Source organism: Microbacterium koreense (assembly GCF_042677105.1).
In the GTDB taxonomy this organism is placed as follows: Bacteria; Actinomycetota; Actinomycetes; order Actinomycetales; family Microbacteriaceae; genus Microbacterium; species Microbacterium koreense.
Genome location: NZ_JBHTIM010000001.1, coordinates 662,622 through 682,727, shown reverse-complemented (window position 1 = coordinate 682,727; position 20,106 = coordinate 662,622). Strand labels below are relative to the sequence as shown.

Annotated in this window: 17 protein-coding genes; 9 read left to right on the top strand and 8 right to left on the bottom strand. The window is 67.1% G+C overall.

All coding sequences use genetic code 11. The annotated features are described in order from the left end of the window. Window positions 1-11: 11 nt before the first annotated feature. From ACFQZV_RS03120 to ACFQZV_RS03105, 4 genes are all read right to left on the bottom strand, one after another. Window positions 12-1,472: a GH1 family beta-glucosidase gene (locus tag ACFQZV_RS03120; protein ID WP_378752616.1), complete on the bottom strand. Its 1,461-nt coding sequence runs from the start codon at window positions 1,470-1,472 to the stop codon at window positions 12-14. Between the two features lie 40 nt (window positions 1,473-1,512). Next, window positions 1,513-2,427, bottom strand: coding sequence for a carbohydrate ABC transporter permease (locus ACFQZV_RS03115; protein ID WP_378752614.1), 915 nt, complete (start codon window positions 2,425-2,427; stop codon window positions 1,513-1,515). Continuing rightward, entirely contained in the window at window positions 2,424-3,461 is a 1,038-nt protein-coding gene (locus tag ACFQZV_RS03110) for a carbohydrate ABC transporter permease (RefSeq protein ID WP_378752612.1), read from the bottom strand. Before ACFQZV_RS03110 ends, ACFQZV_RS03115 begins: the two co-directional genes overlap by 4 nt. Window positions 3,462-3,533: 72 nt before the next feature. Continuing rightward, window positions 3,534-4,808: an ABC transporter substrate-binding protein gene (locus ACFQZV_RS03105; RefSeq protein ID WP_378752610.1), complete on the bottom strand. Its 1,275-nt coding sequence runs from the start codon at window positions 4,806-4,808 to the stop codon at window positions 3,534-3,536. A 253-nt stretch (window positions 4,809-5,061) separates the two neighbouring features. Here ACFQZV_RS03105 and purS point away from each other — a divergent pair, with 253 nt between their 5' ends. Further along, window positions 5,062-5,310, top strand: a complete 249-nt coding sequence (gene purS / locus ACFQZV_RS03100) for a phosphoribosylformylglycinamidine synthase subunit PurS (protein WP_378752608.1) — start codon at window positions 5,062-5,064, stop codon at window positions 5,308-5,310. Further along, window positions 5,307-6,014, top strand: coding sequence for a phosphoribosylformylglycinamidine synthase subunit PurQ (gene purQ, locus ACFQZV_RS03095; protein ID WP_378752606.1), 708 nt, complete (start codon window positions 5,307-5,309; stop codon window positions 6,012-6,014). Before purS ends, purQ begins: the two co-directional genes overlap by 4 nt. A gap of 32 nt (window positions 6,015-6,046) precedes the next feature. Here the strand turns inward: purQ and ACFQZV_RS03090 are convergent, their stop codons facing one another. Beyond that, the gene (locus tag ACFQZV_RS03090) at window positions 6,047-6,478 is read right to left on the bottom strand and encodes a DUF1761 domain-containing protein (protein WP_378752604.1); all 432 of its coding nucleotides are present in this window, start codon (window positions 6,476-6,478) and stop codon (window positions 6,047-6,049) included. Between the two features lie 92 nt (window positions 6,479-6,570). On the opposite strand from ACFQZV_RS03090, the gene ACFQZV_RS03085 reads away from it, so the two are divergent. Further along, the gene (locus ACFQZV_RS03085; RefSeq protein ID WP_378752602.1) at window positions 6,571-7,500 is read left to right on the top strand and encodes a 2-hydroxyacid dehydrogenase; all 930 of its coding nucleotides are present in this window, start codon (window positions 6,571-6,573) and stop codon (window positions 7,498-7,500) included. A gap of 42 nt (window positions 7,501-7,542) precedes the next feature. Here the strand turns inward: ACFQZV_RS03085 and ACFQZV_RS03080 are convergent, their stop codons facing one another. Together ACFQZV_RS03080 and ACFQZV_RS03075 are read right to left on the bottom strand one after the other, a co-directional pair. Next, window positions 7,543-8,064, bottom strand: coding sequence for an adenine phosphoribosyltransferase (locus tag ACFQZV_RS03080; protein WP_378752645.1), 522 nt, complete (start codon window positions 8,062-8,064; stop codon window positions 7,543-7,545). A gap of 113 nt (window positions 8,065-8,177) precedes the next feature. Further along, window positions 8,178-10,415, bottom strand: coding sequence for an Ig-like domain repeat protein (locus tag ACFQZV_RS03075; RefSeq protein WP_378752600.1), 2,238 nt, complete (start codon window positions 10,413-10,415; stop codon window positions 8,178-8,180). Window positions 10,416-10,643: 228 nt separating this feature from the next. Here ACFQZV_RS03075 and ACFQZV_RS03070 point away from each other — a divergent pair, with 228 nt between their 5' ends. Together ACFQZV_RS03070 and ACFQZV_RS03065 are read left to right on the top strand one after the other, a co-directional pair. Next, a complete protein-coding gene (locus ACFQZV_RS03070; RefSeq protein WP_378752598.1) occupies window positions 10,644-12,320 on the top strand; it encodes a glycoside hydrolase family 13 protein in 1,677 nt (558 codons plus the stop codon). Window positions 12,321-12,362: 42 nt separating this feature from the next. Beyond that, window positions 12,363-13,367, top strand: coding sequence for a LacI family DNA-binding transcriptional regulator (locus tag ACFQZV_RS03065; protein ID WP_378752596.1), 1,005 nt, complete (start codon window positions 12,363-12,365; stop codon window positions 13,365-13,367). A gap of 7 nt (window positions 13,368-13,374) precedes the next feature. Here the strand turns inward: ACFQZV_RS03065 and ACFQZV_RS03060 are convergent, their stop codons facing one another. Continuing rightward, window positions 13,375-14,967, bottom strand: a complete 1,593-nt coding sequence (locus ACFQZV_RS03060) for a catalase (protein WP_378752594.1) — start codon at window positions 14,965-14,967, stop codon at window positions 13,375-13,377. A gap of 122 nt (window positions 14,968-15,089) precedes the next feature. On the opposite strand from ACFQZV_RS03060, the gene ACFQZV_RS03055 reads away from it, so the two are divergent. The 4 genes from ACFQZV_RS03055 to sufU all read left to right on the top strand — a co-directional run bounded on the left by ACFQZV_RS03055 (window position 15,090) and on the right by sufU (window position 20,080). Then, the gene (locus ACFQZV_RS03055; protein WP_378752592.1) at window positions 15,090-16,304 is read left to right on the top strand and encodes an amidohydrolase; all 1,215 of its coding nucleotides are present in this window, start codon (window positions 15,090-15,092) and stop codon (window positions 16,302-16,304) included. A gap of 121 nt (window positions 16,305-16,425) precedes the next feature. After that, window positions 16,426-18,258 (top strand): oleate hydratase, encoded by a 1,833-nt coding sequence (locus tag ACFQZV_RS03050; protein WP_378752591.1) that lies wholly within the window; start codon window positions 16,426-16,428, stop codon window positions 18,256-18,258. A 98-nt stretch (window positions 18,259-18,356) separates the two neighbouring features. Further along, window positions 18,357-19,640, top strand: coding sequence for an aminotransferase class V-fold PLP-dependent enzyme (locus ACFQZV_RS03045; RefSeq protein WP_378752589.1), 1,284 nt, complete (start codon window positions 18,357-18,359; stop codon window positions 19,638-19,640). Continuing rightward, window positions 19,637-20,080 carry a Fe-S cluster assembly sulfur transfer protein SufU gene (gene sufU, locus ACFQZV_RS03040; protein ID WP_378752587.1) on the top strand — a complete coding sequence of 148 codons (444 nt, stop codon included), beginning with the start codon at window positions 19,637-19,639 and terminating at the stop codon, window positions 20,078-20,080. The genes ACFQZV_RS03045 and sufU overlap by 4 nt, the downstream gene beginning before the upstream one ends. Window positions 20,081-20,106: the final 26 nt, after the last annotated feature.

Genomic DNA, 20,106 nt, shown 5'->3' with positions numbered 1-20,106 from the left:
CCGCCTCAGCCTCAGAGTGTGGCGTTCGGGACGTCGATCGTCCGAGACGCGATGATACGGGAGTACTCGCGGCCGCTGTCCTTCAGCACCCGCTCCTGCGTGTCGTAGTCGACCCGCACGATGCCGAACCGCTTCTCGTATCCCCAGGCCCACTCGAAGTTGTCGAGCATCGACCAGTAGAAGTAGCCCCGCACGTCGACCCCGGCCTCAGCCGCATCGAGTACGGCCCCGAGGTGGCTTCGGAGGAAGTCGGTGCGGCCGGCATCCGGGACGCGCGTCTCGCCGTCGATCTCGGTGACGACGTCGTCGAAGGCCGCCCCATTCTCGGTGACGTAGAGCGCCGTGCCGGCCGGCTGCGCGTATTCGTTCCACACTCGCTCGAGCAGGCGCGTGAGACCGTGGGGTTGGATCTCCCAGTGCATGGCCGTGCGCCCGAGGCCGCGCTCGACGGGGTATCCGCTCCCCGCCGGGAACGGCGAGGCACCCGGCCGGTCGGTCGGGGCGTGCCCGGCCTCGGGCGGGTTCGCCGGCTCGGCGGCGCTGACGGCATCCCCGTGGTAGTAGTTCACGCCGAGCGCATCGATCGGCGTTGCGATCACATCGAGGTCACCGGGGAGAACCGCCGCCTCGAAAGCCTCGGTCGCCGCGGAATCGGTCGCCCGGAAATCCTCGACGATATCGGCGGGGTACTGGCCGCGGAAGACCGGATCGAGGAACCAGCGGTTGTGCTGTCCGTCGAGGCGTCGGGCAGCGTCGACGTCGTCCGGGTTGTCCGGGTCGGCGGGGTCTGCGACGGTGAAGTTGAGCGTGATGCCGAGATCGAGCGACTCATCGCGCGCCCGGAGCTCACGAACCGTCTGGCCGTGACCTAGAAGCAGGTGATGGGATGCCAGAAGCCCCTCACGCATGCTGTAGTGGCCCGGCGCATGCAGCCCAGCCGTATAGCTCAAGAAGGACGCACACCAGGGTTCGTTGAGGGTCGTCCACACCTTCACCCGATCCCCGAGCGCGTCGTGCATCGTGAGGGCGTACTCGGTGAACTTGTCGGCCGTCGAGCGGACCGTCCACCCGCCCTCATCCTGCAAGGCTTGGGGCAGATCCCAGTGATAGAGCGTCAGCCACGGCAGGACGTCGGCCTCGAGCAACTCGTCGACAAGACGCTCGTAGAAGTCCAGGCCCTTCGCGTTCACCACGCCACCGTCGGGTCGGACACGGGCCCATGACGTCGAGAACCGGTAGGTCTGCAACCCCATCCGCTTCATGAGCGCGACGTCGTCGGCGTAGCGGTGATAGTGATCGCACGCGACGTCACCGTTGTCGGCGTTGATCACCGCACCGGGAACCCGACAGAACGTGTCCCACACCGATGCGCGCCGGCCGTCCTCGAACGCCGCCCCTTCGATTTGGAACGCAGCGGTCGCCGCGCCGAACAAGAAATCGGACGGGAAGGTCCGTGACGGAGTCGCGGTCATCGGCGCAGAGTCCTCTCCGATAAGGATGGTCATTGGTCTATCAGCCCTTCACCGCGCCCGCCATGATTCCGCTGACCAACTGCTTGCCCGCGACGACGAACAGCAGCATGAGCGGGATCGTGGCCAGCAGCACGCCGGCGAGGACGACGGAGTAGTCGACGAAGTAGTTTGCCTGCAACAGCGACAGGGCGACCGGAAGCGTGGGGCTCTGTCGGTCGAGCACGATGAACGGCCAGAAGAACTGGTTCCACGCGGTGACGAAGGTGAACAGGAAGAGCATCGCCGCGGCGGGGCGCGCGGCGACCACGCCGATCGTCCAGAACGTGCGGATCATGGAGGCACCGTCGACACGGGCGGCCTCGATGAGTTCATCGGGCACGGTCTGGCTGAGGTACTGGGTCATCCAGAACACACCGAACGCGGTCACCAGCGCAGGGATGATGACGGCACCGATGTTGCCGGTCCAGCCGATGTCGGCGAACAGGATGTACAGCGGCACGACACCCAGCTGCATCGGCACGGCCATGGTGGCCACGACGAAGGCCAGCAGCCACTTGCCGCCGGGGAAGCGCAGTTTCGCGAACGCCCAGCCGGCAAGCGTCGAGAAGGTGACGACCGAGATCGCGATCAGCGTGGAGCTGTAGATCGAGTTCCACAACGCGACCCAGAAGTTCACTGCGGGGTCGTTCATCACCGAGAGTGCGTTGTCGACGAAGTTGCCGCCGGGCAACCACGACATGTTCGGGTCGTTGATGGTCGACGCGTCGCCGGACCCGATCAGGAAGGACCAATAGAACGGGAAGATGGCCGACACGACCACGATGCCGAGGCCCGCGTACACCCAGAATCCGGCGCGGACACCGCGGATCTTGGTCGTGCGTTCGCCGCGCTTGCGGCGCCGCTCGTTCGGGATGTTCTCCTCGACGATGGCGAGCGGCGGAGTGGCGTTGCTCACGGCTGAACTCCCTTCTTGCGACGACGAGGTTTCGTGACGCCGCGACCGCCGTCGTCGCGAACAAGGCGACGCGTGACGAGCAGATTGATGAGGCCGATCACGAGGATGATGATGAACAGAATCCACGCGAGCGCCGCCGCGCGTCCGAAGTTGAACTCGCCCCAACCGATGTTGTAGAGGTACAGGGTGATCGTCATCCACTGCTGAGCGGGGCCGCCCTGGCCGACGTTGTCGAACATGCGCGGCTCGTCGAAGATCTGCAGGCCCCCGATGGTCGAGGTGATGATGACGAAGATCAGGGTCGGGCGCAGCGATGGCATCGTGATGCTGAAGAACTGGCGGAAGGCACCGGCCCCGTCGACGGTGGCCGCCTCGTAGTAGTCGCGTGGCACGGCTTGCATGGCCGCGAGGAGGATGAGGGCGTTGTAGCCGGTCCACCGGAAGTTGACCATCGTCGCGATGGCGACGTGGCTCCAGAACGGATCCTTGTGCCACGGGATCGGCTCGATACCGATCGACGAAAGGATGTTGTTCACCAAGCCGTGGTTGTCGCCGAACATGTTGCTGAAGATCAGCGCGACGGCGACCGGAGCCATGACGTAGGGGAGCAGAACGCTCATCCGCCAGAAAGTCTTGGCCCGGATGTTGCGATCGAGCATGCCGGCAATGAACACGGCGAGGATCAGCTGCGGAATGGTCGACAGCAGGAAGATGCTGAACGTGTTGCGCAGCGCCGTCCAGAACTTCGGGTCGTTGAGGATCCAGATGTACTGCTCGAACCCGACGAACTCGCCGGAGTTTCGGACGAGGTCCCACTCCTGGAACGAGATGACCGCGGTGAACGCGATGGGGAAGAGGCCGACGATCGCGAAGAGGATGAAGAACGGCGAGATGTACAGGTAGGGCGAAACCTTCACGTCCCACTTGCTCAGCCGCTGCGAGAAGGAGAGGACGCGCGGGGCGCGTGGGGAACGCTCCTGGCTGGACCGGTCATCCGGTCCGGTGGCCGACGGGCGCGTGGTGGTCGATGTCACGAGGAGCCTCCGAGTGCGTGGGCGAGACAGGGCGGGGTGCGGACCGCCGGGCGATCCGCACCCCGATCAGTGTCAGAAGGCTTCGACCTCGGCCACCCACGTGTTCCACGAGGTGGTCTGGTCTTCGATGCCGTCGAAGACGCGGTTCACGGCGTTCTGGAGAGCGTCGTGGTACTTGAAGTAGTCCGCGTCCTTGTAGGGAGCAACGGTCACGGCCTCGGCGCGGTCGGCCAGGATCTCACCGACGGGAGCGTCGTTGAAGTACTCGTTGGTCGACGCGGCCAGTTCGCTGCTCTCGAGCGCTTCGACCTGGCTCGGGAAGGTGCCGGCGTTCGCGAACGCCTGCATCTGCTGCTCGGGAGCGGTGAGCCACGACGCGAGGTCGAGCGCGGCTTCGACGTTGGCACCGTCAGCCGGAACGGTCAGGTATGAGCCGCCCCAGTTGCCGCCACCGTTCGGGAAGACGTCGGCGATGTCCCAGCCGGTGACCTCGGGCGCGTTGCCCGAGATGACGCCGAGCATCCATCCGGGGCACAGCATCGTGGCGAACTCGCCGTTAGCCATCGAGGCGAACCAGTCGTCCGACCACTGGCCGGGGTAAGCCGAGTTGGGGATGGCGCGCTCGACGACGAGGTTGTACGCGTCGGCGATCTCGGGGTTGGTCGTCGCGATGTCCGCACCGTCGGGCTCGGTGTAGGTGTACTCCATCTGGTTGACGATGCCCTGGAGGACGGAGTTGGCGGAGTCGATCATCGGCTTGCCGGTGGCCTCGCGGTACTGGTCGGCCACATCGAGGAAGTTCTCCCAGTCACCGTCGAACAGTTCGGCGACGCCCTCGCGGTCGCTGGGCATGCCCGCGGCCTCGAACAGGTCGGCGCGGTAGCAGACGCCCTGCGGGCCGATGTCGGTGCCGAATCCGACGAGGCGCCCGTCCGCGTCGGTGGCGGCGGCTTCCTTCCAGTCGAGCCAGCGACCCTTGACGTCGTCGGGGGCCTCAGCCAGCAGGTCGGAGTACTGCATCGCCTCGGCGAACCAGTCGATCTCGACTGCTTCGACGTCGGCGAGGCCACCCTTGCCGAGCTTCTGGAAGAAGTTGGCGCGTGCGTCGCCGGACTCGGCGGCACGGTTGTGGACGACGGTGACGTTCGGGTTCTCGTCCATGTACTGCTGAAGCAGTTCATCGGTGTAGCCGAAGTCGTTGAACGTCGCGACGGTCAGCGTGATGTCGCCGTCGGGCTCGGCGGTGGCGTCGCCGCCCCCGCCTCCGGAACAGCCGGCGACGACGATTGCGGTGGCCGAGAGAGCTGCGACGGCCGCGGCGCCCTTGCGGAAGGCACGTGTGTTCACTGTCACTCCTTTGTGTGTGTCAGATGTCGGTGATGCGTGCAGAACATGGACCGGGAGGATCCGTCGATTCTGTGGGAGCGTTCCCATGGAATCGTGATCCCACCGTATGGGAACGCTCCCACGGATGCAAGGGAGCGCTCCCATGGATTGGTCACGATTGCGTCACGACCTTCGGACGCGCGGCGGGACGGCGACCTCGGTCGGGGGCTCTAGACTTGGCGGGAACCCCGCCCGCGACCTCCGGAGCCGTGCCATGCCCACCATCGTCGTCGACGTCATGCCCAAGGCCGAGCTGCTGGATCCGCAGGGAAAGGCCGTCGCCGGCGCCCTCGCCCGGCTGGACGTCGACGGATTCACCGATGTGAGAATCGGCAAGCGGTTCGAGCTCACCGTCGACGGCGAGGTCGATGAAGCGACTCTCGCCACCGCGCGCCGCATCGCCGACGAGATCCTGTCGAACTCCGTCATCGAGGACGTCGTCGGCATCGAGGTCGTGGAATGACCGCCCGTATCGGCGTCATCACCTTCCCCGGATCCCTCGACGACCGCGACGCGCAACGCGCGATCCGAGTGGCAGGCGGCGAGCCCGTTGCGCTGTGGCACGGCTCCCACGATCTCGACGGCGTCGACGCGCTCGTCCTCCCCGGCGGCTTCAGCTACGGCGACTACCTGCGCGCGGGTGCGATCGCCGCGCTGGCACCGATCATGGCTGAGGTGAAGGATGCCGCATCCGCCGGCATGCCCGTCCTCGGTATCTGCAACGGCTTCCAGATGCTCGTCGAGGCACACCTGCTGCCGGGCGGGCTCATCCGCAACGCCCATCAGCAGTTCATCCGACGCGACCAGCGTCTGCGGGTGGAGAACGCCGACACCGCCTGGACTTCGGACTTCAGCGCGGGAGATGAGATCGTCATTCCGTTGAAGAACGCCGACGGTGGCTACATCGCCTCCGAAGCCGAACTCGATCGCCTCGAGGGTGAGGGGCAGGTCGCGTTCCGCTATCTCGGCGTCAACCCCAACGGCTCGTTGCGCGACATCGCCGGAATCACGAACGCCCGCGGCAACGTCGTCGGGTTGATGCCGCATCCCGAGCACGCGGTCGAGCCGGGATTCGGTCCCGACACCGCCGCCGCGATGCGGTCAGGAGTCGACGGGTTGCCGTTCTTCACGTCGGCGATGTCGGCGGTGGTCGCCGCCGCGAGCTGACCCCCGGCCCGCGACGCGACCTCCCACCCCGGTCAAACGGTGCCGGCCGGCGGCCAGACGCCGATGATGATCGCCATCACGATGACCGTCACGAGCTCGTGCGCGATGTTGAGGACCGTGAGACCTGTCGGTCGCCCCTCGAACGCGTCGTGGGTGATGAACCGTGCAGCAGTGAAACCGGCCCACAGCGCGATCGAGGTCACCAGGGCGGCGACGAAGTAAACACCGCCGTAGAAGTGCCAGGCGATCGTCGTCGCCCCCGCGAGCACCCATGCCGTGACGAAGCTGACGAGCACCGTAACGATGATGGCGATCGTCGCAGACGCGGCCGGCCGATCCATGTCGACACCCGCGAGTTTCGCCCAGCGCGCCCCCAGCACCTTTTTCGAGTACCAGATCGAGCCGACCACCATGCTCGATGCCGTCGCGATCAGAACTGCCCAGTAGTTGATCTCAGGTACCATCTCGCTTCCCCCTTCCGCGGCTCCCGCCGCCGTGCCCCGAGCGTAGCCCCGTGGGGTGCGGCGCAACAGCAGCCTCGCGGTAGCGTGACAGGGTGAGTCAGACCCCCCACACCGTGACCGTCAGTGTTCCGACCACGCAGCTCGCCGACGACCTCGCACCTCTTCCCGACGGCGTCGACGTCGTCGTCTGGTCGCTGTCCGGCCCGCCGCCGCGCGATGCCTTCGACATCGTCGTTCCGCCGTACATGTCTATGGCGCAGTCGCTCGCGGCGCTCGCCGGAGTCGATGTCGCGCTGGTGCAGGGACAGTCGATCGGATTCGACGGCGTGGACGAGCACCTGCCTCGGGGAATGCGGTTCGCCAACGCCTCATCAGTGCACGAGGCGTCGACCGCGGAGTTGGCGCTCGCTCTCGTGCTCGCGAGCCAGCGTGACCTGCCCCGCTACGTGCGGGCCCAAGATCGACACGAATGGGCATCCGCTCCTTCGCCGAGCCTCGCCGACCGGCGGGTTCTCGTCCTCGGCTACGGCGGCGTCGGTAAGGCTGTCGCCGCGCGCCTGGCACCCTTCGAGACCCACGTCACGGTCGTCGCATCGCGCGCACGTGTCGAGGACGGTGTCGCGGTCCACGGCGTGGACGAGTTGCACAAGCTCCTCCCTGAGGCAGAGATCGTCATTCTGACGCTGCCGGGCGGGGAGGCGACGCGCCACATCGCCGACGCGGATTTTTTGGCGGCACTCCCCGACGGCGCGCTCGTCGTCAACGTCGGCCGCGGGCCCCTGATCGACACGGACGCCCTCGTCGCCGAGGTCGGGTCCGGGCGCCTGCGGGCAGCCCTCGATGTGACCGATCCCGAGCCACTTCCCGAAGACCATGCCCTGTGGGGGCTCGAGGGAGCCCTCATCGTCCCGCACGTCGGCGGCGACTCATCGGCCATGCGGCCGCGCATGGCCGCGCTGGTGAAAGCGCAGATCGAGCGGATGCAAGCGGGCGAGCCGCCGCTGAATCTCGTCATCGGCTGACCCCCGCGTCGCCCCGGCGCGGTGCTGTGGATCGACCGGCGGTCAGACGGTGAAGACGGTGCGCACGTCGGGGACGAGGGCGCGCCCGCCGAGGGCCAGAAGCTCGAGCAGCACCGCAGTACCGACGACGGACCCGCCGATGCGTGGCATCAATTCATGAGCGGCACGGAGGGTGCCGCCGGTGGCGAGCACATCGTCGACGAGCAGGACACGCGTTCCCGGCGCGATGTCGTCATGGACTTCGATGGTCGCGCTGCCGTACTCGAGCGAATAGGCGACGGAGGCCGCGGGCCGCGGTAGTTTTCCGGCCTTGCGGATGGGGACAAGTCCGACGTCGGCACGTGTGGCGACCGCGCCGGCAAGGAGGAACCCTCGTGCTTCGATTCCGGCGACGACATCGAACTCGCCCGCGAACGGGTCGATGAGCGCGTCGATCACGGTACTCAGCGCGGCCGCGTCGGCGAGGAGGGGCGTGATGTCTCGGAACTGCACCCCGGGCTCGGGATAGTCGGGGATGGTGCGGATGAGCGCTTCGGCGCGGGCGAGATCGTCGGTCACCCCCACACGATACCGACGCCCCGGCGCGCGTGTCGCCAAGGAACGAGGAAGGGACCGGCGCCGCGGCGCCGATCCCTCCCGTGCTGTTCAGGATGCCGCAGCCTGCGGCATCCGTTCACTCAGTTCGCGGCGGGGGCGAACGTGAACTGGAACGAGCTGCTGTTGCCGGCGGTGTCGAACACGGCGACGGTGTTCAGACCCGGCTGCGCCGCGTAGGCGGACGCGTTCAGGTCAGACCACTTGGCGTTGCTGAGGTCACGCACGACCCCATTGACCGTCACGTAGTCGACCTGGCCCAGACCGGGGTGGTGGAGCTTGAAGCTCGGCTCGGTGACGTACTCGCCGTCGACCATGTCGGCGCCGGGCTTGACCGTGATCGTCGGCGCGGTCGTGTCGAGGACGAATTCGAAGACCGTGCTGTTGCCGGCCGTGTCAACCAGCGTCACCACGTTCAGGCCCTGAACGGGGCTGTAGTTCTGCGCGTTCAGGTCAGACCACTTGTTGTTCGCGCGGTCCATCGTCACACCGTTGACCACGACGTAGTCGACCTGGCCTGCACCCTGGTCCATGAGCTTGAAGCTCGGGACGTTGAGGTAGGTGCCGCCGGCGACGACCGCGCCCGGCTTGACGGTGATCTGCGGTGCGAGCGAGTCGAACATGAAGGTGTACGAGCTACGGTTGCCCGCGGTGTCGACGACCTCGACGGTGTTCGAGCCCTGCGCTGCGCTGTAGTTCTGACCGTTCAGGTCGGACCAGGTGTTGTTCGTCAGGTCCTTCTTGACGCCGTTGATGAGCACGTAGTCGACCTGGCCGAGGCCCGGGTGGTGCAGCTTGAAGCTCGGCTCGTCAGAGAAGATGCCGTTGTGAGGCTGCGCGCCGTCGGTCTTCAGCGTGATGGTCGGCGGCGTCGTGTCGAGCACGAACTCGAAGACCGTGCTGTTGCCCGCGGTGTCGAAGAGCTCGAGAACGTTCAGTCCCTGGACGGGGTTGTAGTTCTGCGCGTTCAGGTCGGACCACTTGTTGTCGGTGCGGTCGAGCTTCGTGCCGTTGACGACCACGTAGTCGATCTGACCGTCACCCTGGTCGACGAGCTTGAAGCTCGGGACGTTGAGATAGGTGCCGTCGACGACCACTGCGCCGTCCTTGACCACGAACTCAGGCGCGAGCGAATCGAAGACGAACTCGAACGCGGTGCTGTTGCCCGCGGTGTCGAACACTTCGATGACGTTCGTGCCCTGCACCGCGGCGTAGTTCTGCGCGTTCAGGTCGGACCAGGTGTTGTTCGTCAGGTCCTTCTTGACACCGTTGATGAGCACGTAGTCCACCTGACCGGCACCCGAGTCCGACAGCTTGAAGCTCGGCTTGGTGTTGTAGATGCCGTTGGTGGGCTCGACGCCGGCCTTGACGGCGATGCCCGGGGCGACGGTGTCGATGTGCACCGCGCGCTGCTCGGTCACGGCGATGTTGCCGGCGAGGTCCCGCGCGTTGTAACGGATGACGTATGCGCCGTCGGGCAGGGAGACCGACGCGGTGTGCGTCGCGGTGGTGTCACCGTCGACCCCGGTCGAGGTGCTGCGCACCAGCGAACCTTCCTGGTAGATGTTCGCGGTGATGCGGTCCAGGCCCTGCTCGTCGGCTGCGTCGAGACGGATCTCGAGCGGAGCGGCGTTGGTGAGACCACCCACCGGAGCGACGAGCGTCGTGGTCGGCCGGTCACGGTCGATGCCGACCGGGAAGGTCTTGCTGGCGTGGTTGCCCGCGTCATCCCACGTCGACACCTTGAGCTGCGAGCGCACGCCCGAGGAGAGGATGTCGGTGTCGACCGTGAACGCGAACTCGTTCGTGTCGATGAACTGCTCGCCCTGGAACTTCTTCCACTTGCCATCGACGATCTGCTGGATCTCGACGTAGGTGCGGTGCGGGTTCTGCTCGACCTGCGACAGCTCGAACGTTTGGACACCACGCACGGGTCCGAACGCGCTGTCGTTGATGACGGGCTTGGTGACGTCGGCCGGCGGCAGAGCGTCTGAGCCTTCGCTCGGCTCTTCTTCGGATCCCTCATCCGACGAGTCGCCCGGCTCCTGCACGGAGGACGTGCCGGTGGACCCGGACGAGCCCGACGACCCGGACGAGCCCTCGGCGTCGCTCGAGCCCGAGGCGTCTTCCTCGGACACGGGCGCCGTGGTCTCCTGCGGCGCCGACTCCTCGGCGGCAGAGGCCACGAGGGAGGTGGTGCGGTCTTCGGCGACGGCTGCGTCACCCGGACCGCCGACGAGCGCTCCGATGGACAGCCCCAGGACCGGAACTCCGACAAGTGCTGCGGTCGCCAGACCAGCAGTGACGTGCTTCTTCGACATTGATTCCCCATTCAGTTGTCGACGCGCGAACGCACCACAGACCATCGGCGTGTGGAGCGGCTGCCATATATCCCAGATGGCTGCCTACCGCGCGTACGAAGGGTGCGCGGATCGCCCGTCGAAATCGATCTTTGCAGACGCATCCGACATTCCACGAGGATTTTTGGTGAACAATGGCTCAAGTGACACGAATCAATGGCATGCAAGCGCTTGCAGTATCCTGATCCGATGACGCCGACAGACCTCGCAGAGACGGCCCTCACCACCCGCCCGGGCGCTGAATGGTGGCGCAGCGCCGTGATCTACCAGATCTATCCCCGCTCATTCGCGGATTCCTCGGGTGACGGCATCGGCGACCTTCCCGGCATCACCGCGCGACTCGGCGATCTCGCCGACCTCGGCGTCGACGCGATCTGGCTGAGCCCCTTTCAGCGGTCGCCGCAGAAAGACGCCGGCTACGACGTCGCCGACTACTGCGACGTCGACCCTCTCTTCGGCACGCTCGCCGACTTCGACGTGATGCTCGCCGAGGCGCATCGACGCGGCATCCGCGTCATCGTCGATCTCGTTCCCAACCACTCCTCCGACCAGCATGACTGGTTCCAGCAAGCGCTCGCGGCCGCTCCGGGGAGCCCCGAACGCGCCCGCTACATGTTCCGCGACGGCCTCGGCACCGATGGCGAGCTCCCCCCGAACAACTGGGACTCCGTGTTCGGTGGGCCGGCCTGGACGCGCATCACCGATGCCGATGGCACCCCGGGGCAGTGGTACCTCCACATCTTCGACTCGTCGCAGCCGGACTTCGACTGGACGAACGAAGAAGTGCGCGCCGAGTTCCGCCGCATCCTGCGCTTCTGGCTCGACCGCGGCGTCGACGGGTTTCGCGTCGACGTCGCACACGGCATGATCAAGGCCGACGGCCTCCCCGACTACACACCCGACCCCGACGCCGGCTCGATGGGTGGAGAAGAAGCCGACGTGCCCTACTGGGGTCAGCCGGGTGTGCACGAGATCTTCCGCGACTGGCACACGCTGCTCGCCGAGTACGACGGCGACCGCGCGCTGTGCGCCGAAGCGTGGCTCCCGACGCCCGAGAAGACGGCGTTGTGGGTACGACCCGACGAGATGCACCAGGCGTTCAATTTCGAGTACCTCGAGACGCCGTGGGATGCCGCACGCCTGCGCAGCGTCGTCGATGCGTCGCTCGCCGCCTACGGCGCCGTCGGCGCGCCGAGCACGTGGGTGCTGTCGAACCACGACGTTGTGCGCCACGCGTCCCGCCTTGCACTGACCGCCGAGAACCCCCAAGGTCACGGCATCGGACCCGACTCACCCGGGCAGCCCATTCCCGAAGTGGGCCTCGCACGCGCTCGCGCAGCGACGTCGGTGATGCTGGCGTTGCCGGGGTCGGCGTACCTGTATCAGGGCGAAGAACTCGGCCTGCCCGAGGTGATCGACATCCCGGGAGATGCACGACAAGACCCGACGTGGTTCCGCACCGACGGCGAGCGCTACGGGCGCGACGGATGCCGGGTGCCGATCCCCTGGTCCGCGGATGCGCCCGCGTACGGCTTCAGCGAGACCGGCGCCTCGTGGCTGCCACAGCCGGACGTCTGGGCGGAGTTCGCGCGCGACCGTCAGCAGGGCGACCCCGCATCCACCCTGTCGCTCTACCGCACGCTGCTCTCCGAACGCCGCGAGCGGAGCCTGGCGACCGGGGACATCACGTGGCTCGACGGTTTCGGCGACGATGTCGTGGCTTTCCGCAATGGCGATGTGACCGTGGTGGCGAACCTGGGCGAGACACCCGTGACCATCCCGGATGGCACGGTGATCGCCGCAAGCGGCGATATCGTCGAGCGACAGCTGCCCGTCGACACCACGGTGTGGCTGGCGGTCGACTGACGCCACCCGGCGCCACCAGCGACGACCGACGGGAGTGACGACGTGGCCAGCATCGACGAGGTCGCCAAGCTCGCAGGGGTTTCGACGGCAACCGTCTCCCGTGCGCTCAGCGGACGCGGCCACGTCTCGGCGGCGGCCCGCGATCGCGTCGAAGTCGCGGCGAAGAGCCTCGGGTATGTGGTCTCGTCGTCGGCGTCGAGCCTGGCGTCGGGCCGCACCCGAAACGTCGGTGTGCTCGTCCCCTTCCTCGACCGGTGGTTCTTCTCGACGGTGCTCAGCGGCATCGCTTCCGCGCTCATGCGGCGGGGATTCGACATCACCCTGTACAGCCTTACCGATGACCGCGCCGAGCGCGCCGAGATCTTCGAGACATTCCTGCGGCGCCGCCGCGTCGACGGCGTCATTGCGATCTCCCTCGAACTCAGCGATGAGGAGACGCAGCGGTTGGCCGGATTCGACCTACCCGTCATCGGCATCGGCGGCCCGAATCCCGGCCTGACGACCCTCACGGTCGACGATGTCGCCGTGGCGCGCCTCGCCACCGAGCACCTGCTCTCGCTCGGCCACCGCACCATCGCGCACATCGGCGCGAGCCCCGAGTTCGACATCGATTTCCACATCCCCACGCGGCGTCGGCAGGGTTTCGAGCAGGCACTGGCGGATGCCGGCATCGCGGCGCACGCCGCCCTGTTCGAGCCCGCCGACTTCACCATCGAGGGCGGATTCCGCGCCGCCAAGCAACTGCTCGGGCGCCCGGGAGATCGCCCCACGGCGATCTTCGCCGCATCCGATGAGATGGCCATCGGTGCGCTGCTCGCCGCACGCGAACTGGGGTACCGCGTGCCCGAAGACCTCTCGGTCGTCGGCATCGACGGGCACGAGCTCAGCGAGTTCTTCCGGTTGACGACCGTCGACCAATTCCCCCGCCAGCAGGGCGAACGCGCCGCCGACGCGATTCTGGACGAACTCGAGAACCCCGGCGCCGAACACGAGCCCGGCCGACTGCCGTTCGAACTGATCGTGCGCGGTTCGACCGCGCGCGTGTGATGCGGCGTCACCTGCCGGCGTGCGTGTCCGACTCGCGAATCGGGTCGGCCGCGTCGCCCTTGGCCGCCCCGGGCTGCGCTCCGGGCGCGCCGAGATCGGCCTCGCGTCGCACGAGATCCTCGATCTCCGACCCCGTCGCGGCGTCGACCGCCTTCCAGTAGGCGAACGCTCGCTCCAGAACGTCGCCCGTGACTCCGCCGAGGAGGTGCCCGGCGACGGTCTTCACGAACTGGGCTCGCTGGTCGTCGTCCCAGACGTCGCGCACGAGGGCACCCGCCTGCGAGAAATCGTCGTCGTCGCGACGCAACGTGTACGCCTGCCGCACCATCGCGCCGTCCGCTTCCCAGCCGGGTTCGACCTCGCCGACTTCGTCGGCGTATCCGCGGCCGAACGAATTGGGCGCGTAGACCGGATCGTCCGCACGGTGCTCGTACGCCATCGGACCGTCCTGGGTGTAGGTGTTCGTCTCGACATGCGGGCGATTCACCGGCAGTTGCAGGTAGTTCGCACCGATGCGGTGGCGGTGGGTGTCGGCATACGCGAACGCCCGCCCGAGCAGCATCTTGTCGGGTGAGAATCCGACGCCCGGCACGAGCGCCGACGGCTCGAACGCCGCCTGCTCGATCTGGGCGAAGAAGTTGTCGGGGTTTCGGTCCAGGGTCATGGTGCCGACCTCGATGAGGGGGTAGTCCGCGTGCGGCCAGATCTTGGTGAGGTCGAAGGGGTTGAGCCTGTAGTCCTTCGCGTCGTCGTAGGGCATGACCTGCACCGAGAGCGTCCACGACGGGTGATCGCCCCGCTCGATCGCTTCGAAGAGGTCGCGGCGGTGGAAGTCCGCATCCTCTCCGGCGATGCGCGTCGCTTCCTCATCCGTCAGCCCCTCCACCCCCTGGTTGCTGTGGAAGTGGTACTTGACCCAGCACTTCTCGCCTGCGGCGTTCACCCACATGTACGTGTGCGACCCGTAGCCGTTCATGTGTCGATACGAGCGGGGGATGCCGCGATCGCCCATGAGGTATGTCACCTGGTGCGCCGACTCGGGGTTCAGGGACCAGAAATCCCACTGCATGTTGTTGTCGCGGAGACCGTTGCCCCCGCGACGCTTCTGCGATCGGATGAAGTGCGGGAACTTCACGGTGTCGCGGATGAAGAAGATCGGCGTGTTGTTGCCGACGAGGTCGTAGTTTCCCTCGTCCGTGTAGAATTTCAGGGCGAAGCCTCGTGGATCTCGCCACGTGTCGGGGGACCCCTGTTCACCCGCGACCGTCGAGAATCGGGCGAGCATCTGCGTCTGTGCGCCCGGCTGGAAAAGGGACGCCTTGGTGTAAGCGCTGACGTCACCGGTGGTGTGGAACACCCCGAACGCACCCGACCCCTTCGCGTGGACGTTTCGCTCTGGAACCCGCTCACGGTTGAAGTGCGCCATCTGGTTGAGGAAGTGCACGTCGTGGAGCACGATCGGGCCGTCCGGTCCGATCGTGAGGGAGTTGCGATCGCTGGGTGCGGGCGCGCCGGTGTCGGTCGTGGAGCCGAGGTCGGCTTCGGCGGTGGGGTGGTCGGCGACGGAGTGTCCATCGCGAGGCTCAGGGAGACCGGTCATGGGGGATTCCTCCTCGGAAGGATGCGGACAGGTCAACGGGATCACGACCGCTCCGGCTCGTCCACGGGCTTGACGAACGGGGCTACGGGTGGCAACGACCGGACCTGGATAGGCTCGGGCGCATGACGATCGACCTCGAGGCGCTCTACATCGACCTGCACCGGCATCCGGAACTGTCGTTCCAAGAGACACGCACCGCGGGAATCGTCACCCGGCACCTCAGTGATCTCGGCATCGAGTACGAAGAAGGCATCGGACGCACCGGCATCGCCTCGATCATCCGCAACGGCGACGGCCCGGTGATCTGGCTGCGCGCCGACATGGACGGCCTGCCCGTCGAAGAGCGGACCGGGCTCGCCTACGCCTCGACGGCGCGCGGCGTGGATCCGGCCGGCGTCGACGTGCCGGTCATGCACGCGTGCGGACACGACATGCACGTCACGGCACTGTTGGGTGCGCTGGAGAAACTCGTCGCGTCGAAAGACGAATGGTCCGGCACGATCGTCGCGGTCTTCCAGCCCGCCGAGGAGTACGGCGCCGGCGCGAAGGCGATGATCGCCGACGGTGTGCTCGACCGCTTCCCCCGCCCCGACATCGTGCTCGGCCAGCACGTCACCCCCCTCCCCGCAGGGACGATCGGCGTGCGCGGCGGCACCCAGATGGCGGCATCCGACGGGCTCAGCGTCACGATGCTCGGACGCGGGGGGCACGGCTCGCGACCACATTCGACCATCGACCCGATCGTGATGGCCGCGGCCACGGTGATGCGCCTGCAGACGATCGCCTCGCGCGAGACCGACCCGCGCGACGTCGCCGTCGTCACCGTCGGATCGATCCACGCCGGGCTCAAGAACAACATCATCCCCGCCGAAGCCAAGCTCGAGTTGAGCCTGCGCTACCCGAACGATCAGGCTCGCGAGAAAGTCCTCGAGAAGGTGGAGCGCATCGTCCGCGCAGAGGCCCAGGCATCCGGCGCCGAGCAGGAACCTGTGATCGCCATCGACCACACGCTGCCGCCCACCATCAACGACACGGAGGCGACAGCTCGCCTCACCCGCGCGTTCGACCGCGTGTTCGGCGAGGGAACGGTCGTCGATCCCGGCATGTTCACCGGAAGCGAGGATGTGTCGTGGTTCGCGCGCGAGTCCGGCGCTCCCCTCGTGTTCTGGTTCTGGGGAGGAGTCGACCCCGATACCTACGCAGCCGCACTCGAAGGAGCGACGATCGAGCGCGACATCCCCACCAATCACTCCCCGTTCTTCGCACCGGTGCCGCACCCGACCCTCGAGATCGGCGTCGACACGCTGGTCACAGCCGCGCGCGAGTTCCTCGACTGACGACGGGCCTCGCGGAAGGTCGGCACAGATCGGGCCCACCCGCCGGACGCCGAGCATGCCCTCGCCGTTACCGTGAAAGAGGGGACGTCCATCCCCGCGACGGAACGATCGAGGAGTCGGTTTGTACAGGAGCAATGGAAACTTCGAGGCCTTCGCGCGCCCGCTGAAGCCGGAAGGAGTCGACGGACGCCGCGCCTACTTCGTGGGATCAGGACTGGCAGCCCTCGCCGGCGCCGCATTCTTGATCCGTGACGCGCAGATGCCGGGCGAAGCCATCACCATCTTCGAGGAACTCGAGCTGCCTGGCGGCAGCATGGACGGCCTCCTCGACGAGCACAAGGGCTTCATCATCCGCGGGGGACGCGAGATGGAAGCGCACTTCGAGACGCTGTGGGACCTCTTCAAGTCGATCCCCTCACTCGACACCCCCGACGCCAGCGTGCTCGACGAGATGTACTGGCTGCACAAGAACGACCCGTCGACGAACCCCACGCGCGCCATTCACAACCGGGGTGAAGCGATCCCCGACATGCCCGACCTGACGCTCACGCCGAAGGCCGTCGAAGAGATCCTCAAGCTCGCGCTCACCCGCGAAGAAGACCTCAACGATAAGCGCATCGACGAGTTCTTCGGTGAGGAGTTCTTCGCGTCGCACTTCTGGCTCTATTGGGCCACGATGTTCGCGTTCGAGCCGTGGGCGAGCGCCATGGAGATGCGCCGCTACCTGCTGCGCTTCATCCACCACATCGCCACCCTCGCCGATCTCAGCTCGCTGCGGTTCACGCGATACAACCAGTACGAATCCCTGATCAAGCCGCTCGTGGCCTACCTCAAGGAGCACGGCGTCACCTTCCAGTACGGCACCCAGGTGCTCGACGTGCTGGTGACCGCACAGGGCGGCGAGAAGATCGTCACCGAGCTCGAACTGCTCGTCGGCGGTACGACCGGCCACACCGAGGGCGAGGCCGGCGGTTCGGCGGGCGAGACCGACGGCGGCACCGTCTCGCGCCTGCCGATCGAGCCCACCGACCTCGTGTTCGTCACGAACGGATCGATCACCGAGAGCTCGACGTTCGGAGACAACGACAACCCGGCGCCGATCGTCAGCGACCGCGGTGGCGCCTGGAAGCTGTGGAAGACCATGGCCGCGCGCGACCGCGCCTTCGGGCACCCCGAGAAGTTCAGCGAGAACATCCCCGACGCCAACTGGACCATCTCGGCCACCGCGACGCTCACCGACGACAAGATCTGGCCTTACATCGAAAAGCTGACCGGGCGCGACCCGCGCAGCGGCCACATCGTCACCGGCGGTCCCTGCAACATCGAAGACTCCAGCTGGATGTACGGATTCACCGTCAGCCGGCAGCCGCACTTCGCCGCGCAGGACCCGCAGAAAGAAATCGTCGTCTGGCTCTACGGCCTCTATTCCGACAAGCCCGGCGACTACATCAAGAAGACGATCCGCGAGTGCACCGGCGCTGAGCTCACGGCCGAGTGGCTGTACCACCTCGGGGTTCCTGTCGACGAGATCGACGACCTCGCCCGCAACTCGGCGCGCACCATCCCGTGCAACATGCCGTACATCACGTCGTACTTCATGCCCCGTGCGGTCGGTGACCGTCCGCTCGTCGTGCCCGAGGGCTCGAAGAACCTCGCGTTCCTCGGCAACTTCGCCGAGACCGAGCGTGACACGGTCTTCACCACCGAGTACTCGGTGCGCACCGCGATGGAAGCCGTCTACACGCTCATGAACGTCGACCGCGGTGTTCCCGAGGTGTTCGCGTCGTCGTTCGATGCGCGCATGTTGATGAACGCGCTGTACTACCTCAACGACAAGAAGCCGCTGCACGAGATCAAGCTGCCGCTCGCCGGCCGCGTGCTCGAGAAGGCGGCCCTGGCGAAGGTCAAGGGCACCTACATCGAGGAGCTCCTGCACGACGCCAAGCTCGTCTGAGTCATCCGCACGGCGGGTCGCGGCCTCGGCTGCGGCCCGCCGTCGTGATGCCGGCCGCCTGCGGTCCGCCGCGCTGCGGGGGAGCGTAGCCTGGATACATGAGCACCACGGCGACCGACTTCGACCTCGCAGCGGTGCGCGCGGACTTCCCCGTCCTTTCCCAGACCGTGCAGGATCGGCCGCTGGTCTACCTCGACTCGGCCGCGACGAGCCAGAAGCCGCAGGTCGTGCTCGACGCCGAGATCGACTTTCTGACGCGGGCCAACTCGGCAGTGCACCGCGGCGCACACACGCTCGCGGGCGAAGCGACGCTGCTCTTCGAGGACGCGCGAGAGAGCGTCGCGGGCTTCGTCGGCGCTCGCCCCGAGCAGCTTGTGTGGACCAGCGGCGCCACCGCCGCACTCAACCTCGTCGCCTATTCGATCGGCAACGCCACGCTCGGCCGCGGGGCCCCGGAGAGCGCGCGCTTCGCCCTTGCGCCGGGCGACGAGATCGTCACGACCGAGGCCGAGCATCACGCCGATCTCATCCCGTGGCAGGAGCTCGCCGCGCGCACCGGCGCGACGCTCCGGCACATCCCGATCCGCGATGACGGCACCCTCGACCTCGACGCCGCAGCGCGCGTCATCACCGATCGCACCCGCGTCGTCGCGTTCACACATGTCTCCAACGTGCTCGGCATCGTCAACCCGGTCGCCGAGCTCGTCGCGCTCGCGCGGGAGATGGGAGCACTGACGGTGCTCGACGCCTGCCAATCCGTCCCCCACCTGCCGTTCGACTTCACCGCCCTGGGCGTCGACCTCGCTGCGTTCTCAGGCCACAAGATGCTCGGGCCGTACGGGATCGGCGGCCTGCTCGGGCGCCCCGAGGTGCTCGATGCGCTGCCGCCGTTCCTGACGGGAGGATCGATGGTCACCACGGTCACGCTCGATGAGGCGGGCTTCCTTCCCGCACCCCAGAAGTTCGAGGCGGGCACCCAACCGGTGTCTCAGGCCATCGGTCTCGCCGCGGCGACGCGATATCTGTCCGCGTTGGGGATGGATGCCGTGGCCGCCCACGAGCGCCGGCTCGCCGAACGGATGCTCTCCGGCCTCCGCGGCATCGACGGGGTTCGAGTGATCGGCGATGCGTCCGGCGTCGACCGCGTCGGCATCGCCTCCTTCGAGGTCGCCGGCGTCCACGCGCACGATGTCGGGCAGTTCCTCGACGATCGCGGCGTCGCGGTTCGGGTGGGGCACCACTGCGCCAAGCCGTTGCACGCGCGATTCGGTCTGACCGCATCGGTGCGGGCATCCGCATCCGTCTTCACGACGAACGACGACGTCGATGTCTTCCTCGACGCCGTCTCAGGCGTGCGCCCGTTCTTCGGAGTGTCATCATGAGCGGCCTCGAAGCGCTGTACCAAGAGCTGTTGCTCGACCACTCGAAGCACCCACGCGGCAAAGAGTTGGCGATCGAGGAGGGACGCACGGCGGCGTCGCACCAGCACAACCCCGTCTGCGGCGACGACGTGACCGTCCGCGTGCGCCTGTCGGACGACGGCGCGTCGATCCGCGATGTCACGTGGGACGGCGCCGGATGCTCGGTGTCACAGGCATCGGCGTCCATGCTCAGCGAGCTTGCCGAGGGGATCACCGTCGCCGAGGCCACGACGTTGATCGACGGGTTTCGCGAGGCCCTGCGCTCGCGCGGTGCGATCACGCTGGACGAGGACGTCTATCTCGATGCCGCAGCCCTCTCCGGCGTCTCGCGATATGTCGCACGCGTGAAGTGCGCGATGCTCGCGTGGGTCGCGCTCGAAGACGCGATGTCCCGCGCCTGACGCGCGGCGACCTCAGCGCAGGGGCG

What these genes read in the sequence shown, in the direction of transcription:
- ACFQZV_RS03120 (WP_378752616.1), bottom strand. Translation starts at nt 1,472, where the DNA reads ATGACCGCGACTCCGTCACGGACCTTCCCGTCCGATTTCTTGTTCGGC.
- sufU (WP_378752587.1), top strand. Translation starts at nt 19,637, where the DNA reads ATGAGCGGCCTCGAAGCGCTGTACCAAGAGCTGTTGCTCGACCACTCG.
- ACFQZV_RS03055 (WP_378752592.1), top strand. Translation starts at nt 15,090, where the DNA reads ATGACGATCGACCTCGAGGCGCTCTACATCGACCTGCACCGGCATCCG.
- ACFQZV_RS03045 (WP_378752589.1), top strand. Translation starts at nt 18,357, where the DNA reads ATGAGCACCACGGCGACCGACTTCGACCTCGCAGCGGTGCGCGCGGAC.
- purQ (WP_378752606.1), top strand. Translation starts at nt 5,307, where the DNA reads ATGACCGCCCGTATCGGCGTCATCACCTTCCCCGGATCCCTCGACGAC.
- ACFQZV_RS03060 (WP_378752594.1), bottom strand. Translation starts at nt 14,967, where the DNA reads ATGACCGGTCTCCCTGAGCCTCGCGATGGACACTCCGTCGCCGACCAC.
- ACFQZV_RS03075 (WP_378752600.1), bottom strand. Translation starts at nt 10,415, where the DNA reads ATGTCGAAGAAGCACGTCACTGCTGGTCTGGCGACCGCAGCACTTGTC.
- ACFQZV_RS03090 (WP_378752604.1), bottom strand. Translation starts at nt 6,478, where the DNA reads ATGGTACCTGAGATCAACTACTGGGCAGTTCTGATCGCGACGGCATCG.
- purS (WP_378752608.1), top strand. Translation starts at nt 5,062, where the DNA reads ATGCCCACCATCGTCGTCGACGTCATGCCCAAGGCCGAGCTGCTGGAT.
- ACFQZV_RS03070 (WP_378752598.1), top strand. Translation starts at nt 10,644, where the DNA reads ATGACGCCGACAGACCTCGCAGAGACGGCCCTCACCACCCGCCCGGGC.